We start from the raw sequence: 21,950 nt of genomic DNA, 5'->3' as shown, positions 1-21,950 counted from the left end.
GCTGAATCATTCAATGCTAAAATCAAACTCTTTAGAGCGAATCTCAGGGGAGTTGTTGACAAGAAGTTTTTCTTATTCCGCATTGCGAACTTATATGCATATCCCCACTAAAAAGCTACTGACCCCCTATTCTACAGTTTAATTTGTATTTATCTATACAGTTTACTAGAGTATCTGTATATTGCAAATGATAAGATTAAGTATTAACATTCTATAATCAGTATTAAATTACTTGCAACAATAGTAGTAAAATCCAATTTTACAGTTTTAATTAAACAATATATAATTTCGCTTGAATATGAATACAGAATCATTCAAAAATATTTTTCTGCTATATTATCGGCCGCTATGTCTATTTGCTATACATTATCTGAAAAATATTGATAATGCTGAAGATATAGTACAAGACTGTTTTACGGAAATTTGGGCAAGAAAGGATTATGTTGATGATATAGAGAATTTAAAATCATACCTCTTTACCATGGTAAGGAATCGATGTATTGATAGGTTAAGGGAAGACATTGATATTGACAGCAGTATTAGGCCTTCAGATCTTGAAGATATTATCCCTGATGAAGAATGCGAGGAACGTTCTTTTGATGAAGCCCGAATGTGGACTATATTGGATACACTGCCAATAAAATGCAGAAAGGTATTTCTTCTAGCAAAAAGGGATGGAATGAAATATGAAGAGATAGCGGAGGAAATGAATATTTCAGTCAACACCGTTAGAAACCAAATGAATAAGGCCTTTAAAATGTTGGAAGAAAGGGTACATAAAATATATTTGTTCTTTTTCGGATAATTTTTATAAAAATAGAATAGAACTTTTTCTGAAATCCTTCGTCTTCATTAAAAAACAAATCAATTATGGAATATAAAGAAGAAAAAAAGCTGCAGTTCGTTTTGGAATATTACAAACATGGGAAACTGGATAGTGCTAAAGCATTTAAGAAAATAACAGGAAGCAACCATCAGTACAATGCAAATAAGTCAATTATTTCAATTTTAAGTATAGCTGCGACATTGCTTATTTGTATAGTCAGTTATGTATTGATTAAAGGACATGATGGTTCAATTGTTACAATCACAGCTAATGAGGGAATAACAAAACACTATATGCCCGACAGTACGCTTGCAATACTTTCAAAAGGTTCATCTGTAAATTATGATGCTGATATTTACGGAAAATGGCATCGTAATGTAAATATGTCTGGAAAGGTGTATTTTTCAGTACAAAGAAACGATAAAATACCTTTCACTGTTACCGGAAAATTCGCACAGATAAATGTTCTTGGAACCGAATTTGAGATGGAGGAAATACAGCAGGACAGTATAACCAATGTATATGTAAAATCAGGTAAGGTAGTCTTTAAGGGTAAAAATACGGAAAACGGAATTATCCTTACTAAAGGTATGAGCGGAACATTAAAAGAAGGAAATGAAACACCTGAAATATCCAAAAGTATTTTTAGCAACCCTTCTGCCTGGGCAACAGGGAAGTTCATATACAAAAATGCACCGATGGATGCTGTTATGAAAGAACTGTCTCTTTTTTATAAGACTCATCTTTATTCATCCGATCATTATAAGACTTTGACCGGTGAGTTCAAAACGGACAATCTGGATGATATAATAACAATAATAGAAAGGACATTGGATATTGAAATCACAAAGAAAGACTAAAATGAAAATAAAAATATTGTTACTGTCCATTGTTTTTACTGTATCCGCTGGATCAATGTATGGTCAGAAAAGAACTGCAGTTGAAGAGACGATGGAAGAGATAAAGAAAATATATTCAATCAGTTTTATATACGATTCGTCATTAAAACTGGATAAGGTTTATTCGGAGGAGAAACCAAGTATGGTTAATCTTGAAAACAGCCTTGATATGTTATTCAACAACACTGGCATAAAATGGGAAATTAAAGGAGATTACGTGATATTGAAAAGAGTGCCTTCATATACGTTAAGCGGTTATATATATCAAGAAAATGGTGAAACTGTTATAAACGGAACTGTATGGGATATTACCTCCAACACCGGTACGCTGACTAATGAACATGGTTTCTATAGTCTTACTTTAAGCGAAGGGAATCATAAAATCAGATTTTCTCATATAGGTGTTGGCGAACATATAGAAAGTCTGTCACTTAAAGGGAATAAATCACAAAACATTTATCTGAAATCTAATTATAAATTAGATGAAGTTGTGGTTACGGCAGATTTAAACTCACCTCTATACACAACACAAACAGGTAAGGTAACTCTAACATCGAAGGATTTTGTCTGTGGAAACAATTTCATGAGCTCACCTGATGTAATGAAGAAACTTCAAAATCTGTCTGGAGTGGCAAACGGAACAGAACTTATATCCGGATTATATGTACATGGGGGAGGAAATGATGAAAACCTGTTTCTTCTTGACGGTACACCTCTGTATCAGATAAATCATGCCGGTGGACTGTTTTCAGCCTTCAATACGGATATAGTTAAAAACATAGATTTCTATAAAAGCGGCTTTCCTGCACGCTACGGTGGCAGACTGTCTTCTGTAGTGGATGTCCGTACTGATGATGGGAATATGAAGGAATATCACGGGAGTCTCACACTTGGACTTCTTGAAGGAAGAATTCAGCTTGAAGGACCAATAGTTAAAGACCATACAGCATTCAATGTGGCTATACGGCGTACCTGGATGGATCTTCTTACTGCACCGGCCTGTGCTATCATGAATTCAAGGCGTACAGATAAACAAAACTTCAGATATGCCTTTCATGATATAAATGCAAAAATCACACATATATTTTCAGATAAAAGCCGTGCTGATATAAGCCTTTACTCTGGTAATGATTTATTTAAAGTAGATAATAAGTCCTATACTTTTGCATCTGAACTTTCTAATCTAACCAAGTTTAACTTACAGTGGGGAAATATAACTGCATCGGCAAATTGGAAATATATTTTTTCACATAAGCTTTTTGCAAATATAACAGGAGTTTATACTCACAACCGAACCATGTTTTATTATCATAGCGAAGAACGTCTCGGATATATAGAAGGGTTAGAAGGTGAAATCATAAAAATTAAAACCAATCATTCTACTATACATGATTTTGGATATAGAATGGAGTTTGACTATCGGCCTAATACCTGGAATCACATCCGATTCGGTTCAAACTATATGCGACATATCTTTAAGCCACAGGATTATTTGTCAAAGTTTGATAACGTAACACAAAGTGAATCGACAAATACAATAACAAGCAAATATAAAAGTAACGAGTTTACGGTATATGCGGAAGATGACATTAGAATAAACAGGAATATTAAACTGAATGGAGGACTGCATTATACAATGTTCAGCATAGGAGGAACAATGTATCATTCAATAGAACCACGTGCAGCAATCAACCTCCGACTATGTGATAAGGCAAGTTTTAAAGCATCATATACTGAAATGAGCCAGTTTATGCATCTTCTTTCTGCTACATACCTGAATCTGCCAACTGACTATTGGGTGCCTTCAACTGAACGGATATCTCCAATGAGAGCACGTCAGTATGCTGCGGGTATATATACAAAACTACCTTATGGAATTAATTTTAGCATCGAAGGCTTTTACAAAACAATGAATAATCTTATAGAATATGATTGCAGTGATGGAACACTAAGTCCTACAGCTGAACAATGGGAGAATAAAGTCCGTACCGGTAAAGGGAAAGCCTATGGTATGGAAGCTGATATCAGTTTTAGAAAAGCCCAAACATCAGTCGAAGTTTCATATACGCTGTCATGGAACAGGAGACTGTTTCCTGATTTTCATTATACATGGTATCCGGATAAATTTGATAATCGTCACAAACTTTCAATCAACCTGAGTCATAAATTCAATGACAGGATAGATGCGTATGCATCATGGAACTATCATAGCGGAAATAGGATTACAATTCCAACTCAACAGACGGAAGCTCCCGTTATACCAGGCACAGAGCAACCCAATGGTTATATGATGATATACGAAGCACCAAACAATATATCATTGCCGGCATATCACAGATTGGATTTGGGAATAAATTTCCATAAAATAACAAAGAGAGGACTTGATAGAATTTGGAATATCAGCATATACAATGCATATTGCAGGAAGAATCCTTTGTATGCAACAGTCGAACAAAAACCAGACGGAACATTTATAGGAAAAGGACATGGAATATTTCCTATTATACCGTCTTTCAGTTATACAATTAAATTTTAAAGCCATATGATTTATAGAATTGTAATAATATTATTAATAGCAGCTTATCTACAATCATGTGATAATGAGTTCTCTCTTGAAGGAATAGACACTCAACAAAAAACTGTACTGTTCTGTTTCCCGACAACTAAAGGTGATACTACATTGATACAGGTTTCTCAAAGTACGTCCGTTAATAATCAGATGATTAATATAATAAACAAGCCTTCCATTAATTTTACAGTTAATGGAAGGGAAAAAGAAATTAAGTTCAATGAAAAGCCTACAGCTATGCTTCCGCCAAACTCATATTATGTGCTGGGGGAATTAAAGGAGAAGGACAGGATTAATATTGAGGTTTCATATCCGGATTTGACGGTAGCTAAATCGGAAACTGAGATACCAGAGCCATTTCCGTTGATCAAGGCTGAGATAGCTTTAAAAAATGGTGATTATGGAAAGGAAATACATTTGGTAATTTCTTTTAAAGATAACGCTGCTACAAAGGATTATTATGGCATTAGAGTACTAAGAAAAAAGATAACAGAATATATGTCATCCAATAAGCAGAATCAGATTGAATACGCACCGGTTGAACTCAAAGTGGACAAAGAGCCATTGCTTTCCGATAAAACCGGTTTCGATGACATCTTTGGACTTTCAAAAGAATATTACCGTTTCATTTATATTTGGGATGATAATATGGTAAACGGAAGAGAATATACACTGAATGTTGGTACAGCTCAATACCCGGGAAGCAAAGATGAATACCAGAAAGAGACCTATGAGTTTAAGATATTTCTGTACAAACTATCGGAAGAATTATATAAATATATCAAGTCAATAAATGACATAAATAACAATAAACTTGGGAATTACGGCCTTGCCCCTATCCGCAGTCATTTTACAAATATTGAAAACGGCATTGGAATATTGGGTGGATGTAACATTTATGAGAGCGAATGGTTAGATATACCTGAGGAGTAATCATGTAAATTAATAATTTGCTATGATGATAGAATAACCATGATGTTATGGTATAAATCCAATAGAAATATGAGAACAGAATCATATAAAGATAAATCAAGGACGGAAAGGTATTATAATATGGATATCATTCATCTTTTTTGTGAGTTTAAATTGCTTTTACACAATGGCTTTGTGATTTTTATAGCCTTTTGTTTTTTTTCGAACCTTCTTTGTGCACAAACTGTATGGACAAAAGAAGATTCCATTCATCTGTCTAAAATATTGGAAAGTGAAAAGCCTATCATTATAAGCAACGATTTAAAAAATGAACTGGAGAGGAGCTTTAATTGTGAGCCTATAATGGAAAATAGAAGTTCTTGGAACGATTTCATATTGGATATAAAATCATACGATTTAATAATGCCGAAATATCATTCCATAAATATGGAACATATCTTTAAGGAGCACACTACAATTAAACTTTTTAATTTTAAAAACGAATATTTAAAACATAATAAGTTTACAATTGACAGTAATATAGATTCAGATAGTTATACGAAATATTTACAGCGAAATACGCAGTTAACTTACCCATTGAACGGTAAGTTACAATTCAATATGTCTGGTAGCTATACTAGAGACAGAACACAGAGCCCAATACTTCCGATAAATCCTGCCCCTTATACTCTAGGGGTGGGATTATCATTTAAGTTGAGAAATAACATTGAGATTGGTCCTCAAATAAGTTATCAGTATAATATAATACAAAAAAGATGGGAATGGATAGAAGGAATTAAATGTACAATAAGATTTTAAGGGGAAGAATATATCTAAAAAGTGTATATATCTTATACCTAATATCATTAGTGTCCCCTTAAAACTGGAACGGTTTAAAAATTAATAAATAGCTGACCATTTTGGCGAATCGGTCTTTGTCATATTGAACATTGGTTGATTCAAAGAGGTCACTGAAACAGATTTTATCTGTAAGTGAGATGCTGAGTATTTGGAGGGCTTCTTATGTGTTTTTTGTAAACTGCATATCATGCTGAATGATAGCTTCCAGACAGTAAGCACATATAACCGAGTTAATCAGAATACGTAGGGACATATGCATGAAGTTTCATCTAAGAAACATCCATCTTATTATTGTATAGTCCGAAGGATAGTACTAATTTAGAAACCCCATATATACCATAACAGAAAAAGAACTCATGAAATGGATTAAGATTGTCCTGATATGGTGCTGTATGATACTCATAGCCAGCATAAACGGAGGTTTCCGAGAATATGTTCTGGAAAAATTTTTGTCCTTACAGTATGCCCTTCCGATAAGCGGGATTGTACTGAGTGGACTGATATACATTATAGCCAGACTGCTTTTGCCTCGTATCAGGGACCTTTCAAAAGGAGACTGCATCCTCACTGGGATATTGTGGGTGATACTGACCGTCAGTTTTGAGTTTTATTTCGGACTGTCCTCCGGGACAACTTGGAAGGAACTGCTTAAAGCATATAACCCGTTCACCGGCAACCTGTGGATCATGGTTGTAATAATCACACTAATCTCACCGATGCTGGTGTACCGAAAACAACTTAGGCAAAAGCCGCACTGATTACCGGATATTTTATTGATTATCAAAACAACCATTCATACCTCATGTACGACAAACACCCCTGGAAAAATAAACTGCAAGACAGACTCTCAAAGGCAGAGGTCACCTCCTTTGCCAGAGAACTGCATCATGACGAAGCACACATCTCCAGTCTGTGCGAAATCTTGTGTACCTCAGAAGACGAACGTTCTGCCTACAATGCCGCATGGATATTATTCTACCTTTCAAAAGAAGACAAGGAAATATACCTGCTTCCGTTCTATGACAGAATAGCCGATCTGGCCATGTCCCCCACTCTCCGCATCCGCCGCGGACTGATTCTCTCCCTCCTTGTAACGATACCGGAGACAGACCGTTTCAGAACCGACCTGTTCGATTTCTGTCTGACTAAAATGACCGACCGGAAAGAAAGCGACAGCAGCCGTTCGGTCATGATAAAACTTGCTGCCAGAATGTGCAGACCTTTCCCGGAGTTGAGAAACGAACTGACTACCTGTCTGGAGCTTTTATCCGGTGAGATGAAGCCGAGTCTTTCTGCAGCATGCAGAAACGCCTTGAAAGAAATTGCCGGAAAGAGGAAAGTAAACCGTACAGACCGTGTGGTCAACCGCCCGGTTCCTGCCGATTGCATGTCAGTAGACAACCCCTCCGAAGTAATCAGACCGCGAAAAAGTAGCTATACAATCCGGCCGCTCGAAGAAAAGGATGCCCCGGAAATGCAGGAGTTATTCCAGTCTACCGTGCTGAACGTCAATCTCAGAGACTATACACAAGAAGAAGTCGCAGACTGGGCCTCGTGCGGGAACAGTCTGGCACATTGGGTAAAACTGCTGAATGAGCACCGGTTTACAGGGGCCTTTAACGATAAAGGAAGCCTGGTCGGCTTTTCCTCCATAAATTCCACCGGCTACCTGCATTCCATGTTTGTCCACAAAGACTGGCAAGGCAGGGGAATTGCCACACGGCTCCTTGCTGAGGTGGAAGGCATTGCCCGGACGTACGGAGTGACTGTAATCACCACGGAAGTCAGCCTGACGGCACGTTCCTTTTTCGAGAAAAAGGGATATAAAGTAATAAAAGAACAGAAATGCCAGACCAACCGGTTGCGGCTGACCAACTTCGTCATGAAGAAATTCTTGTAACCTGTTACGGTTTAAAGATTAAAATCAGACAGTTGGTGCCGGGAAACAGACTCTCCGTTTCCCGGCACCAACTGTCTGCTATCAGAAAGACATTTCCCTTAAAACAATACCATACAGGGAAGCATCAAAGATACATTACTGTCAATCAGGAAAATACCACATATAATACAGGAATCAGCAAACCGATGAGCAGGAACCATTTTCCCCGTCCTGCAATACCGTTTTTCCCCTTCATCATAAAAAGGCCGGACAGGGCAAAGAAAACCAGAGACACGGCAAAGAAATCTCCCATCACATTCCATCCGTTCACCCGGTTGTAATGCAGTCTGTTAAACCAATAGATGACCGGACGCTTCACATGCACCTCATATTCTGTCACACCGGTTACCGAATTATACACCCCGACACCCCCTTCGAGCATAAGTCTGAAATGTTCCTCGTCAATTCCCAGTATCTTTTTCAGCAGCGGACGTTCCGGACCGGCATTCCATTCAGCCTCCAGCGCCTCCTGGTCCATCCCCTTAGTCAACACCACAGTCGCCTCCGTAGTCTTAAAGGCAGGATCCTTTCCGTCCATATGATTCAGCAGAAAGCCCGATATTCCATAAACGAGGCACAGCCCCACCATCAAAAAGCCCAGGTCACGATGAACGGCCCTCAACCAGTATGACAGACTTTTATTCCACCAGTTCATAATCGGTTCCTTCCAGGTAATATATTGAATAATAATTCTTGTGGTTAGCCTTCATCCATTCACGCATGCTGGTCAGATTATTCAACTCAGTCTGGCAGGTCTCGCTGTCTTCTCCTTTGCCCTGCTTTTCCTTCAGTTCCTCTTCCGCCTGGTCAATATATTCTTCCGTCAGTTTGTTTTCCCTCAGGATACCCTTGATAATCAATTCAGAACCGATCAGTTCACGATTGAACCCACCGATATTTCCTTTCGCCTCAACACGCATGGATGTTTTCTGGTCACGTCCCATTACAAAACACCTGCGTCCGGAATGCTTGCACGTATGGGTCACAAAACCTTTTAAGGTAACCTCCTTACCCACTTCCTTTTCCGCATTCTTCAGAATATCTTCTACATACATCGCATGCTCTACATCGACTTTCTGAGACACCTGTTCAGCTGCCGAAGCCGACTCACTTTGTTTTTTACTGTTCCCGCATGATACGAACGACATGCCAAGGGCAAGAACCGCGATAATAAAATACAGTTTTTTCATATTTTCAACGTTTAACTTCAGTTTATAATTAATTGTTTAAAATTTACTCAAATCTACTTCTAGGAAGCAACAAAAGAGCGATTACCCCCACAACTCCCGTCAATGCTACAACCACCGACATAATAATATTTTTATGCAAAACTAACCTTTTTCTCATAAACATAAAAACCAATAAAGCCAATACAGACGACATTCCCCATGCCATGGCAGAAAAATGAAGGACGTAAGCGTTCACAAAAACTTTGTCGGGAGATAGAGGAGACAGAATAACCGGAAATAGAAAGTCGGCAACCCTATCCCAAGTTCCTATAGCCTTCTCTTGATGATAAGAAGACAAAGAGCTTAAGGTACTGCATTTCAGCCCATAGCAATCCATTGACGCAGAATTGGACAACCTAACAGTCCAATATAACATGTTTCCCATTATGGTTACCTCATCCCGTAAAAGATCCACAGGACGCACATCCATCTTCATGAAGCGGTAGCCTCCATCCTCACTGCTCTCCAGAATACCCATTTCGCCATTCTGACCGAAGAGATATCCGTAAAACCTCTTATCGCTCACCTCACTCATGGCAAACCATTTTACCGAGACTTCCTTGCTTACTTCCGTATCTTTCACGAAAGGTCTCCCGTTGACCATCTTCACATGAAACAGGCTTCCTTTATTGTCCAGGCAAAAATAACCTTCCTCATAAGGTTTACGCACGGTCGGATTACCCCAGAAAGCCTTTACCGGAAATTCAAATCCTTTTTTCAGAAGCTCGTCGGTAAACATTTTACTTTTTTCCCGGTTGATCGAGTGAGTGGAAGATTCGACAAATGTCATCTCGTGAGCATCCATTCTGAAATAATCTCCCGGCAAGGACAAGCTACCCCTTTTAGGCATGGCCTCCAGCAAGACTCCCATCTTGGGATGAGGCGAATAAACATCGCTCGGCCGGAGACGGAACATCACCTGTTTGGAACGCAATACTTTCACGTCCAGGGCATGTCCCTCCAAGGAATCAGGCAAGTTGCCATTCATGGCAAGCTGGCGATAGTTCAGCAGCGGCAAGAGCGAATCGTACTGCGAGCGAGGATACAAATTCCCCTTCACATCCCGGAAAGCCTCTTTCGTTTCTCGAAAATCAATTATACATAGTTCTTTCAGACGGGAACTGTAGTACATAAGAGGATATCCATTCGACTCATATACCATTTTTCTCACTAAAGCCGGTACGGTCCAGGAGGTTACAATCGTAGTCAGCACAAGGATAGCCACATATATTATATTCTTAAATCTCATATCTTAATACCGTTAATATTGTTCATGATAAATTTTACTGGATGCCCTGTTTAAATCTGACACAAGAATAAAAAGGAAAGACAAACGAAGAAATCAAAATCAGCATCATTCCCCAGACAAAACCCGAATATGTGCCAGGATAAAGAGATACAAAGAACACGGCCAACAACCCCAAAGATATCAGCATATTAAACAGTCGCTGTTTCCAGCTGGGCTCTACACATATCCATACTGTAAAACCGTATCCAGCAAGTCCTGCCATGGCCCACGGAAGCAATTGGGATACCATCATGCATATAACTTCGGCCGGCAAAATCCGTCCCACCAGTAACGACAGCAACCCCATACTAGCCAGATACAGGACAAGCAATACCCCGTAACCAAACAACAACATGGCAGACACCAGCCTAGTCTCACTGGCCGGCAAATGCAAGGTCAGTTTGAGCCGTTTGTTCGTCATCTCTGGAACAAACTGTACAATGGCCATGGCAATTCCGGACAAAGGCATCAGATACATCATCAGCCCGGAAACCGACATTCCCTGAAAAATAAATCCATACCAGACGTTCACCGCCTCATTAACCCTAATGGAATAAGTGACATCTATATAAGCGTATACAGTAACTGCTGCCAGCAAGAGCAACACGACAAAGACAAACTTCCTCGTTTTTACCCATTCTTTATACGATAATGCTTTAAACAAATTCATTATTACAGTGTGTTAATGATTAATATTTTCCTGTCAGTCCTATGAATGCATCCTCAAGGGACAATCTCTCTTCGGTTACCTCTTTTATTCCCATAACGGCCAACCGTGCCGATACCTCTTCTCTATTCAGGAAGGAATACACCTCCCACCTGTCTCCCAGCGATGACGGGTTCCACAGATCCTTGTCCGGCAAAAGTCTGAAGCCTTCACCCGGACTGGCAAACCGATACCTTCTGAAATGTTCCACAATCTCATTTACAGGCCTATGCAACAATAAACGACCATAGTCCATGATCATACAGTCGTCAATAAGCAGTTCCATATCTTGGATAATATGTGAAGTCAGAAAAACAGTTTTATTTTCGGCAGCCGCATATTCCTTCAGATACTCCACAAAAAGACGACGATATCCGGGATCCAACCCCATTGAAAAGTCATCCAGAATCAGCAAATCCGGGTCTTGTGCAAACAACAATCCCAAAGCCACCTGAGAACGTTGTCCGCACGACATAGTTGAAATCTTCTGGCTGGAAGATACCTGCAACTTTTTCAGCAGTTCATAATAAGCCTCTTTCTTCCATTTCGGGAAAAAGGCCGAATAAAATTTTTCAATCTGCTGCACATTAAAATAAGTATGCTGCACATGTCCCTCCAGCAAGAGTCCGACTCTTGATTTTGTCTCAGGACTTATGCTGTCCATATCCTCTCCAAAAAGGCGGCATTTTCCCGAACGAGGCTTCAGGTAACCATTCAGAATATTGATGATTGTGGTTTTTCCGGTACCGTTCTTACCCAACAGGCCCAGTACCTTACCCTTTTCTACATAAAAACTGAGACCGGCATAAATCAACCTGTCTCCATAATAATGCGTTATATTATCACACTCAATGATTTTCTCCATATATTCAATCTTAAAATTAAAATTTAACTCCCAGCGAAAGTCCGCAAACAGAATATTTCTGCCCTTTCAGACTTGTACTCAAGGCTATCAGATAAGAGAAATCAAGGTTTGAATACAATGACAGTTTCTCCGTCACTGCTCTTTCATATCCCATCTCGACACAAGCATGAATCCGACCAGCCACATTATAATCGTACTCACGGAGAAGCAACTTGTCGGATGAGGCAGGAAGTTTCTGATTCTCAGTAACCGAAGCATAAGTTCCATCATCGTTCATCACTCCCCATCCTGCAGCATATCCCCCTTTAAGCGACAAAGTATACCCTCTCTTTTTATTCAACCAGTTTTTGGTAGCAAATGCTTCCATACACACAGTATTGACTTCCTGCTTTCTGTAAAACGGATATTGTGATGCCATCACCTGACGAACATAATACCCTACTCCGGCTCCCGCCGACCAGGAAGCACGCTTTGGTACACGACTTTCGGGAAGTACAGAGTACATCAGACTTCCACCTTTCCACTCCTTCTCTCCCACTTTATTACTCCCGTAATAAACCGTTTGAGACACTCCGTTGGCATCGGTATTTCTTTTATAAGAATTCTCATGGTTTTCGAGCGTTTTCCAAAAAGCACTAACCTCCATCACATGGCACAAACGCTCCTTGGTCAATACAAGTTTCGAATGATAGTTCAACTTGGCCGCACAATGGTTGCTATAGGTTATGGACGTAGCAGCCCCCGTACCAAACTGCCCGTTATCCTTATAGTACCCCCATTCATGAAACCACTTCACCGCAGCAGTTGTCCAGACAAACTGAAAAGTACCTCCCTGAGTCTGAGTGAACAAAGGTTGTGCATCCGACGTATATCCACTCTCTCCAAACAGTTCACTGCGTCCGTAGAAAGCTCCAAAACTGATTAAGGAAGTATATTGCCGGTCCGTATTGCCATAGATTTTAAAAGAAACCCGCTGAATATTTCTTTGATACACATAGGCAGCCCCCAACGCTACGCTTTCCGTAACTTGGAGTCTGCCTCCCAAGGAAAGAGCCAGATCCATCATTGCATTCTGATGCCGCAAGTCTTTGAATTTTGCATAATTCCCCACCGTGTATGCCAAAGAAACACCTGTTGAAAACCTCCTGTTCAACGAATACCCCGCACTTCCTCCTAGTGAATACCATTCCCTACGCTTTGTTCCGGCATCAGCTTCATCAGTCTCGACAATGTCAAACGGAGTATACTCCGGATAAAGAAATACCGATCCTGACATATTCTTGCCCTTCTCCACTCCGTACGAAAGTTTACCGGTCAGCATTAAGCGCTCATTAAAACGATAATACGATTCAGTCAATATCCCCAACCCCTTACTGTTGTCCGACTGATAATAATTCACCATATTTCCCCTGCACAGACGACCGCTCCATTCGAGATAAGACAGGTTACGGCATTTCATGTCGGTCAGGAAAGACGCATTGGTACTTTGTGACGCATGAAACCTCAAAATGGTCTCACCATAATCCGTATACAGTACCGGTTGGATGTGATCTGCACGAACCGTACTGGCAACGAGGAGGAGTCCCCCCGTTGCCACTGCCATTTTCAGACATCTGGTATTCAGTAAAAACATAATAAAATCAGTTTCTCAATGATGCTCTACTCCGCTGGTGAAAATCCACTGTAGAATTATTCGTATCCTTATATATAATTCTGGCTCCATTCCTCATTGAGGCTTCCGCATCGATTCCGCTCGGATCAGTAGAATCACCTACCCCCAATGAATAATTGTATACTAGTTTCCCTTCGTTCTCTTTAATCGCTTCGGTAGCTTCTTTATCCACATTTCTGTAGAGAGTATATCCCATCTTTGCTGTCATCTCCACATAACCGGCATCGATCGTAGGTAAAAGTCTTTTCTGGTTATTTGCCTGACCCTTTGCAAATACCTCAATTCCATCCACTATCCATTCTACCGGGACCTTTCTGCGAACCTGATTAGAACCATACATATTTTCATTGTCTGGATTATCAACAAACTCTTTCAAAGTAGTTCCCTGAGGACGCACTATATAAAATGCCGGACTGCTGTTGCTAAGAGGCCACGCCTTGCCCAAGCCGTAACTGTACACCTTCAAATAATGTTCCGAAGGAATAAGCTCCGAAGGAGTGGGATAATAGGTGGTAAGATTATAATCTTCGATATCATAGCAACAATAATACTCACTGTTAGCATAATTTATTGACTGAGAATAGGTTTTCGTATTATCTACAGCCCCACAAATTGCAATCACCACCTGTTTTCCCGGTTTCAGTTTTACCTCTGTTTCAAAATACCACAAACCATTACCGGCCGGAATCCACCCCTCAGAAGCATAAAACAATTCTCCATTCACATAATCATTGTTCATACTTTGTGAGTTATAAGGATTCACCATAGCAAGAGCAAAATCACTGATATCAATAGTGGCCGACGAATTGTTATATAAAATGACATATTGATCCCTGGCGAAAAATCCTGATCCATCATCCATAGGACATCCACCAACATAAAGCTCTTTAATAACCACCGAACCTCCCTTAGATAACTCCAGATTAATTACAGCCTCAGCCTTTTCCGTACTGGCATTCACATTACTGTTGACCCCATTGAAAAGATAGACCTCGGCATCCACCACCCTCTGGTCTGCAGCAGAAGCCTCATATATCCCTCTGGGCACCTGAAAATCTGCGATTCCTTCCAGATTGGTTTTTTCCGAAAATACCGTACCGGAAGACGTATTTTTCAACAGCACCTCCACTCCTTCTACCACATTGCAACCTGAGTTTTCCGGATATACCAGCTGTATTCTTACATTACTCAGTTCATATTGCGGATTCTCTTTCTCCGAACATGCCCCCATCAATAAGCCTAGCACAAACAGGCTTACAATTCCCAATAATTTTTTCATACCACTTATAATTTTAATTTAAATGAAATTCCGTAGTTAAAAGGCGTCAGCAGTCCCGAATCAAACAAAGACATTTCATTGCCTGTCTGTCCGTTTTTAATCTTCTGCATACTGTAAAAGAAATTATTCGCAAAAAATGAGACGGTAAAATGTCTGCCGATTTCTTTCGAAACATTCAGATTTGCAGAGAAATAGGGAGAGCAACTCTGACGTTTGAACAAATAGCCGGTACTGCTTTTTACCGCCAGTTTTGCCAATTCATTATATAAACTCTTATCATTCTCATAGGCCCATAAAAACTTCTCCATAAAAGGAATTTTTGTTTCCATATCGTCCCGCGATACATAATACAGCGGGTAAGTTATGACATAATTATCTCCGTCATAAATATCCTTATCTGTTTCGGAGGGTAAATAATCGTCCCTGGAATCGATTACATAACTCCTGGCACCACCGCTATATTCACTCAGGTTCCGACGTACGTTTATAAATGTGCCTTCAAAGCGCAAGGAGAAAACCATCCGTAACCTCGGAATATGAGTAATGAAAGTAAGATTGGTATTAAGCCTTCTGCTTTCAAAACCGTTATAATTACCGGTTCCTCCCACATAGTAGCCAATATATTTATGAGGTTGTCCGTCAGAACTCATCAGATTCACCCGGGAAGGAACCATTACTTCATCCACTCCTTTATATCTGTAATACTTTCCATCTATCCTTATGGATGTATTTATCGATTTTATTTTATCGAAGTCCACTACCCATTCAACTCCCATTCTTGAAGAAGAAGAGCCGTTGATACTCATGCTGGCAGACTGAAAGTCTTTGACAACCTTATATTTCAACTCCTGGGAAGGAAGTTTACCCGTCTTGTCAGAAACCGTCACGACCCCTGTATTCCGGTCTATGTCATATATCCGGTCTGCAGAAGGAATCAAGCACGCCTCCAGTGCACTTTGGTCCGTCAGTTTATAATCGAACGGAGAATAAAATCTCGTCTGTGAATACGGCTTCATGATACTGTTGTAATAAAAGGACAAAGACAGCTTCATCCCCTTGAACCGTATATCCGTTCCCACTTCGCGCATCAGGCTATACTGCCATTTTAACGACGGATTATATACCGGCTTTACCGGATGAGTATGGTAGGCATAATATGTAGTTCCATCTGCCATAGTACCCGGCGCAAATGCCAATCTGTCTACATAGGTCTCTCTGGGATATAAGACCTCGAAAGAAGGAAGTTTGACGGCCTTTCCCCATCCCGCCCTAAGAGTTACCCCTCTTAAAAAACCCGTCTCACTAAATCCCCAAGAATACCTGGCACTTATTCTTGGAGACAGACTTGAGATACGCCCATACTCCGAACCGGATATAAATGTCATGTCACTCCTACACCCGGCTTTTATATTTAAAATAGAATTTTTGAATGTAATACTCAAATCCTCTTCTATATACGAAGCCCAATTGTTCATAAAAGGAAGCTTATCATATCGATACTCCCTCCAGTCTGGGGCGACCGATATATCGGCATAATACTCTCCACGTCCCAGATTTCCATCTGATTTCAGTTCAGAACCTAGAAGCAGATTGCCATTTATACCTTTTATCTGATGTGTCCACATGGCCTTTGCATAGACAGAAGTATTAATGGGACGGTCGTCATGATACGAAGTGACATACCAGTAGCCAGTAGGGAGAAGAATTATCGGTAACGAAGGATTGTCTTCGTACCTGGAGGCCACAAAATATCCCTCTTCTGTAGTATGTAGCGAAGGGATGGACGAAGGAGCAGACTTATTTGTCTTTATTTCATGCATCTTATCCGCATATGCAAAAGTCACTCCCCATCTCAGGTTGGCAAGCCATTTTGAATTTATCATATAATTAAAAGCCAAACTGCTCCACAAGGCATTGTCACTATGTTTTGTATACGTCTCTCTAAATGCATCCGGATCAGTTTCCGAATTAAGACCTCCTAAATTCCCGTTCAGAATAAAATCCATTGCCAGATTCCTTCCGGATGCAGAATGGAATACATTCGAGTACTTGGCACCAAAAGCATTCCGTATGTATGAAGTATAAGGTGAAGCAATATCTGATACCGACCGTACATGCTCATAAGATAAATTCAGGATTCCCCATTTGCCCCCTATATCCATTCCTTTAGCAATGGAATAAGACTGAGTATTGGGCCGTACAGAAACATCCGCCAAAAAAGGAGTTTTACCTTTTCGGGTAATGATTCTGACAACTCCGTTTGTCAAGTCACCATATTCCACTGAAGGCACTCCGGTAATGATGTCAATTCTTTCAACATTATTATTTCCTATATTCCGTAAATCAGTTCCACCTGTAGATTCGGCAGTGGCATTGCCTCCTACCCTCACACCGTCCATTTCTATTACAGTTCCAAAATCGGGATTACCCATCTCAAGCGTTTCCCCTCTCAGGGTTATTACCTGCTTTGAGGAAGTCAAAGTCTTATACTTACGGGTCTGCTCCCCGGGCAATAAACTCAGTGCATCCGACACGCTGATACTCTGAAGATGATCCAGGGCTGTCCTGTTGAGTGTATAAGCAGTGGCTGCATCGCTCGTTTTTCTTTCTGCTGTCACAGTCACTTCATTCAAAGCCAGGGAAACCTCCGAGAGATACAATACCGTATTAATATCTTTGTGAATATTTATTTCCACCTTTTTTTCCGCATAACCTAAACACCTGATTGTAATTGCATAACTCCCTTTCGACAGATGGTTAATAACAAACTCCCCTTTCTCATCCGTTACAGTACCTATTCCGCTCCCCTCAATCCATAAAGTCGCAAATTCCACCCCTTTATTGGTATTTTCATTGAGCACCTTGCCGGATATATTATAAGCAAAACCCATCATAGGTATAAGCAGCGACAATAGCAGTAAATTAAATTTCATAAAAGTTTACTCTTTTTCGATGTAAAATTATGAAGATAATATCATGCCAACAATACCTAAAAATGAGTATAAATCGTATGTTTTTTACTACTCTATCCTTATTAAAAACACATATATATTTGTATAATAGAAACTCACAGTCTATCGTACATCCTCATTTTATAGTATCAAACCGGTAACAGACAGTAATAATCCCAGTACAGTGAGCCTCACATCGCCTTACTTTATAAGCACCTCCTCCTTTCGGCTTTGTGATAACAGTCGCAGAAAATGGAATAAAAAAATTCCGTCACTTCAGGAATGAATCGATTTCCTGAGTGACGGAACATTCTGTTTCAATGTCCGTTGAACATAAAAACAGCCAACTTAAATAACTCCTTTTATCTTGTCTTCGAAGGCTGAAAGAGCAGCTTTGGCTCCTTCTCCCATCGAAATAATGATCTGTTTATAAGAGACATCGGACACGTCGCCTGCGGCATAGACACCCGGCAAAGCCGTACGGCAGTTCTTGTCGACCAGGATTTCTCCGATGCGGTTGGTCTCCAAAGTTTCTGCAAAGGGCTGACTGTTGGCAGCCAGACCAATCTGCACAAAGACTCCGTCGAGCGGCAGGACACTCTCCGTACCCTCCTGACGATGCTTGATACGAAGTGCAGTCATGGCCTCACCGTTTCCCTGTACTTCGAGGGTCTGCACAGCAGTCTGTACCTCCACATTAGGCAAGGAGAACAATTTATCCTGCAATACCTGGTCGGCTTTCAGACTTTCCATAAATTCGAGTACGGTAACCTTGGCACAGATACCCGCCAGGTCGATGGCCGCTTCCACCCCGGAGTTTCCTCCGCCGATTACGGCAACGTGCTTTCCCTGATAGAAAGGTCCGTCGCAATGCGGACAAAAGGCCACTCCCCTGCCGATATATTCGGCTTCGCCCGGCACATTCAACTTACGCCAGGAGGCTCCGGTAGCGATAATCAGTGCCGGAGCGAGGAAGGTCTCTCCCCCTTTCACGGTAAGCTGCTTTTCCGCACCCTGCAGGGCAAAGGATTCTATCCGCCGGTTATCAAAGATGGTGATATTCTTATGGTGCGACAGATGAGTATGCAGATCCGCTGCCAGGGTCTGTCCGGTGGTATAAGGAACGGAAATCAGGTTCTCAATACCCACGGTTTCATTTACCTGACCTCCAATACGCCCGGCAACAAGCCCTACCTTCAGTCCTTTACGGGCCGAATATATGGCGGCGGATGCTCCAGCCGGACCGCCTCCCGCCACCAGCACATCGAAACGATGTGCTTCGGCCGGGGCATCAGAAGAAGGAGCTGTACCCACTTTGCTTTCCAGTTTCTCCAACAACTCACCCAGGCTGCTGCGTCCTATATGAAAGGATTCTCCGTTCACCCATACAGACGGTACAGCCTGAATGTTCAACCGCTCCACTTCCTCTTTGAACAACGCACCGTCGACAATGAGGTGCGAGACATTGGGATTCAACCACGTAATGACATTCAGTGCCTGTACCACATCCGGACAGTTGGTACACGACAGCGACATGTAGGTAGTGATTGAAACCGGCCCCTGCAGTCCCTTGATTCTTCTTTGGGTGGCCTCATCAGGCAGGTTTTTCCCCTTGCCGTCAGCATTCAGTACGGCAAGCAGCAGGGAACTGAATTCGTGGCCGTTGGGAACGGCACGAAAACAGATGCGCGTATCCTGTTCATTCTTCAGCAGATGAAATTCCAGTCCCTCGCCTTCGTGCACCCTGCAGGAAATTCTGTCCGAGCATGCAGCTGTCTCTTCAAGCAGTTCAATCAGTTCCTGCCGGCTGTCGTGCTGAGGATGTACCGTAATGTCGAATACATAGTCAGCCTCCAGTCCGGAAAAAATCTGTGTGAGTTGTTCTTTTAATGATGTATCCAACATACACTTTCCTCCTCTCGACTTTTAAATTTTGCCTACCAGGTCAATGCTCGGCTTCAGTGTCTCTGCACCTTTCTGCCATTTAGCCGGACATACTTCACCGTCGTGTGAGGCAACGAACTGAGCGGCCTCAACCTTGCGGAGGAGCTCGTCAGCATTACGGCCGATGCTGTTGTCCTGAATCTCCACTAATTTGATCAGTCCTTCCGGATTCACCACAAAGGTTCCACGATATGCCATTCCATCTTCTTCAATCATGACTCCGAATGCGCGTGACAATGCACCTGTAGGGTCTGCCAGCATTGGATACTGTATCTTGCGGATACTTTCGGAAGCATCATGCCATGCCTTGTGTACAAAATGAGAGTCTGTACTTACTGAGTAGATTTCTACTCCCATGGCCTTAAACTGTTCGTACTTTTCTGCCATATCTACCAGTTCTGTAGGGCATACAAAAGTGAAATCGGCAGGATAGAAGAAGAAAATAGCCCATTTTCCTTTAATGTCTTCGCTGGATACTGTAGTGAACTTTCCGTTATGATAAGCCTGAACTTTAAACTCCGGTACTCTTGTATTAATGATTGTATTCATAAAATAAGTATTTAATGATTTATTTTAAATTTGTAATTATTACAAATGCAAAAGTACTCGGCTTCGGGCAGATAGGCAATACCTACTTTTAGGTATATTTAAAAGAGAGACAAAGCAAGTGAGGGGGATTCACCATAAATCGGCGATAAAAAGTCCGATATATAAGAATTCTTTGTAACTTTAGCTTCAAAACATAGCATAACGACCCTAAATCATTTGAAGATGAAAAAAGCAATTTCTTTTCTGGCAGTGTTGCTGATTGCGGCAACCGCCTTTGCCACTCCCCGACTGGTCAGTTTCTCCAATAAAGGAGGGAAAACGACTGTGGTCTTTACACTTTCTGCAGACGACAGAGACAGCAGCAATGGACTGGGCATAGATAAAATCGTACTTGAATGCAACGGAAAGACCTACACTGCCCAACATGTGGATGCGAAATTCGGAAAGAATACAACGACAGTCACTGTCAAGTTCAAGAAAATTCCTCAGTCGAAAAACGGCCGGCTTAAATTCAAGGTAAACGGTATGGACAAATACATTAATCTTTGAATGCGACTGACCTATAAGAGCCTTATACCAAAGCAACGTAAGTATTCGGCCAACTACAGGTATTAAACCTTTATATACAACAATAGCGACTGTCACTATGAACCTAATAGTATCAGCCGCTATTGTTTTGTTGAACCCATATGTTACAGTTTATATCAGTTACAAGATTCCTCCTTTTGCCTTGTCAGTACACATTCCGGATGTTTCAACTTCCATTTATGTGGAAGTAGATTCAAAAGTTCTTCTTGGGTTGCCTTCTTGTGATAAGGCATTTGTGCGATAACATCGTTCAGGTATACTCTGGGATTTACCTCGTGCGCCTTACATGTGGCCAGCAGAGAACATATGACAGACATATTAACCGCAGCTTCGTGATTACCACAGAAGAGAAAATTTTTTCTGCTCAGAGTGATGGGGCGTTGGACGTTTTCCGCCAGATTGTTATCCCAGTACAGGCGACCATCGTCCAGGCATCTTATAATATTATCCCATTTGGTATAGGCATATGTAATGGCCTTGCCTGTCAAAGAACCTGGACTGTATTTAATCCCTTCTGTCTCCATCCATACCTTCATTGCCTCCATGATTGGCCGGGCCAGCTCCTGACGCTTCTGTCTGCGCTCATCATATGACAGGCCGGCTTCGTCACACTGACGTTCTATTTTATAGATATGCTGTATCTGAGTCAGTGCATGTTGGGCCATCTCCCTGTTTTCATCCAAAGCCTGCTCAAAATGACGACGTATATGCACCAGACAGTTGAGCAGCCGCACGTCGGGGTTGGCCTTGAAGGCTGTTTCATAACCTGCAAAACCGTCACATTGAAGATATCCCTTGAAGTTATATTGATTTGCCAGGGATTCGATGACCGCTCCGGCCCGTGAGCCTCCGTCGTAATGAAAGATGACCAGT

General features: G+C 41.1%; 19 protein-coding genes and 2 pseudogenes. 9 read left to right on the top strand and 12 right to left on the bottom strand.

The window, feature by feature from the left end; translation table 11 throughout:
- The 6 genes and pseudogenes from H3001_RS19900 to H3001_RS16075 form a co-directional block, all read left to right on the top strand.
- Positions 1 to 111, top strand: a pseudogene (locus tag H3001_RS19900) (ISAon1 family transposase); the annotation flags it as partial.
- Positions 112 to 298: 187 nt separating this feature from the next.
- Positions 299 to 805, top strand: a complete 507-nt coding sequence (locus tag H3001_RS16095) for an RNA polymerase sigma-70 factor (RefSeq protein ID WP_178244098.1) — start codon at positions 299 to 301, stop codon at positions 803 to 805.
- Between the two features lie 65 nt (positions 806 to 870).
- Entirely contained in the window at positions 871 to 1,686 is an 816-nt protein-coding gene (locus tag H3001_RS16090; protein WP_178244097.1) for a FecR family protein, read from the top strand.
- A gap of 1 nt (position 1,687) precedes the next feature.
- Positions 1,688 to 4,261 carry a TonB-dependent receptor domain-containing protein gene (locus tag H3001_RS16085; protein WP_246368661.1) on the top strand — a complete coding sequence of 858 codons (2,574 nt, stop codon included), beginning with the start codon at positions 1,688 to 1,690 and terminating at the stop codon, positions 4,259 to 4,261.
- Positions 4,262 to 4,267: 6 nt separating this feature from the next.
- Positions 4,268 to 5,227, top strand: coding sequence for a DUF4249 domain-containing protein (locus tag H3001_RS16080; RefSeq protein WP_178244096.1), 960 nt, complete (start codon positions 4,268 to 4,270; stop codon positions 5,225 to 5,227).
- Between the two features lie 69 nt (positions 5,228 to 5,296).
- On the top strand, positions 5,297 to 6,025 hold the full coding sequence (locus H3001_RS16075) for a hypothetical protein (protein ID WP_181215485.1): 729 nt from the start codon (positions 5,297 to 5,299) through the stop codon (positions 6,023 to 6,025).
- 58 nt (positions 6,026 to 6,083) lie between these two features.
- Here the strand turns inward: H3001_RS16075 and H3001_RS19530 are convergent.
- Positions 6,084 to 6,317 (bottom strand): annotated as a pseudogene (locus H3001_RS19530) (hypothetical protein); the annotation flags it as partial.
- Between the two features lie 106 nt (positions 6,318 to 6,423).
- Between H3001_RS19530 and H3001_RS16070 the strand changes: the two are divergent.
- Both H3001_RS16070 and H3001_RS19525 read left to right on the top strand, forming a co-directional pair.
- Positions 6,424 to 6,825: a hypothetical protein gene (locus tag H3001_RS16070; protein WP_178244094.1), complete on the top strand. Its 402-nt coding sequence runs from the start codon at positions 6,424 to 6,426 to the stop codon at positions 6,823 to 6,825.
- Positions 6,826 to 6,869: 44 nt separating this feature from the next.
- Positions 6,870 to 7,967: a GNAT family N-acetyltransferase gene (locus H3001_RS19525; RefSeq protein WP_246368660.1), complete on the top strand. Its 1,098-nt coding sequence runs from the start codon at positions 6,870 to 6,872 to the stop codon at positions 7,965 to 7,967.
- 145 nt (positions 7,968 to 8,112) lie between these two features.
- On the opposite strand, the gene H3001_RS16060 is transcribed toward H3001_RS19525, so the two are convergent.
- From H3001_RS16060 to ahpC, 10 genes are all read right to left on the bottom strand, one after another.
- Positions 8,113 to 8,661 (bottom strand): PepSY-associated TM helix domain-containing protein, encoded by a 549-nt coding sequence (locus tag H3001_RS16060; RefSeq protein ID WP_178244093.1) that lies wholly within the window; start codon positions 8,659 to 8,661, stop codon positions 8,113 to 8,115.
- Positions 8,645 to 9,196 (bottom strand): hypothetical protein, encoded by a 552-nt coding sequence (locus H3001_RS16055; protein ID WP_178244092.1) that lies wholly within the window; start codon positions 9,194 to 9,196, stop codon positions 8,645 to 8,647. The genes H3001_RS16060 and H3001_RS16055 overlap by 17 nt, the downstream gene beginning before the upstream one ends.
- A 43-nt stretch (positions 9,197 to 9,239) precedes the next feature.
- Positions 9,240 to 10,484, bottom strand: coding sequence for a DUF4857 domain-containing protein (locus H3001_RS16050; RefSeq protein WP_181215484.1), 1,245 nt, complete (start codon positions 10,482 to 10,484; stop codon positions 9,240 to 9,242).
- Positions 10,485 to 10,518: 34 nt separating this feature from the next.
- Positions 10,519 to 11,193, bottom strand: coding sequence for a hypothetical protein (locus H3001_RS16045; protein ID WP_181215483.1), 675 nt, complete (start codon positions 11,191 to 11,193; stop codon positions 10,519 to 10,521).
- A 19-nt stretch (positions 11,194 to 11,212) separates the two neighbouring features.
- Positions 11,213 to 12,094, bottom strand: coding sequence for an ABC transporter ATP-binding protein (locus H3001_RS16040; protein WP_181215482.1), 882 nt, complete (start codon positions 12,092 to 12,094; stop codon positions 11,213 to 11,215).
- A 16-nt stretch (positions 12,095 to 12,110) separates the two neighbouring features.
- Positions 12,111 to 13,727 (bottom strand): DUF6850 family outer membrane beta-barrel protein, encoded by a 1,617-nt coding sequence (locus H3001_RS16035; protein WP_181215481.1) that lies wholly within the window; start codon positions 13,725 to 13,727, stop codon positions 12,111 to 12,113.
- Positions 13,728 to 13,734: 7 nt separating this feature from the next.
- Positions 13,735 to 15,045: a DUF4876 domain-containing protein gene (locus H3001_RS16030; protein ID WP_181215480.1), complete on the bottom strand. Its 1,311-nt coding sequence runs from the start codon at positions 15,043 to 15,045 to the stop codon at positions 13,735 to 13,737.
- 5 nt (positions 15,046 to 15,050) lie between these two features.
- Positions 15,051 to 17,978: a TonB-dependent receptor gene (locus H3001_RS16025; protein ID WP_181215479.1), complete on the bottom strand. Its 2,928-nt coding sequence runs from the start codon at positions 17,976 to 17,978 to the stop codon at positions 15,051 to 15,053.
- 366 nt (positions 17,979 to 18,344) lie between these two features.
- Complete coding sequence (gene ahpF, locus H3001_RS16020; RefSeq protein WP_181215478.1) at positions 18,345 to 19,901, bottom strand: alkyl hydroperoxide reductase subunit F; 1,557 nt, start codon at positions 19,899 to 19,901, stop codon at positions 18,345 to 18,347.
- Between the two features lie 21 nt (positions 19,902 to 19,922).
- Positions 19,923 to 20,489, bottom strand: coding sequence for an alkyl hydroperoxide reductase subunit C (gene ahpC / locus H3001_RS16015; protein ID WP_178244090.1), 567 nt, complete (start codon positions 20,487 to 20,489; stop codon positions 19,923 to 19,925).
- A gap of 222 nt (positions 20,490 to 20,711) precedes the next feature.
- On the opposite strand from ahpC, the gene H3001_RS16010 reads away from it, so the two are divergent.
- Positions 20,712 to 21,038 carry a hypothetical protein gene (locus tag H3001_RS16010; protein WP_178244089.1) on the top strand — a complete coding sequence of 109 codons (327 nt, stop codon included), beginning with the start codon at positions 20,712 to 20,714 and terminating at the stop codon, positions 21,036 to 21,038.
- A gap of 155 nt (positions 21,039 to 21,193) precedes the next feature.
- Here the strand turns inward: H3001_RS16010 and tnpC are convergent.
- The coding region (gene tnpC / locus H3001_RS16005) for an IS66 family transposase (RefSeq protein ID WP_181215477.1) at positions 21,194 to 21,950 on the bottom strand (757 nt) is incomplete at its 5' end.

Origin of the sequence: Phocaeicola faecicola (genome assembly GCF_013618865.1) — a bacterium.
GTDB lineage: Bacteria > Bacteroidota > Bacteroidia > Bacteroidales > Bacteroidaceae > Phocaeicola > Phocaeicola faecicola.
The sequence above is the reverse complement of the archived record's forward strand: the minus strand, read 5'-3'. Positions and strand labels throughout refer to the sequence as shown.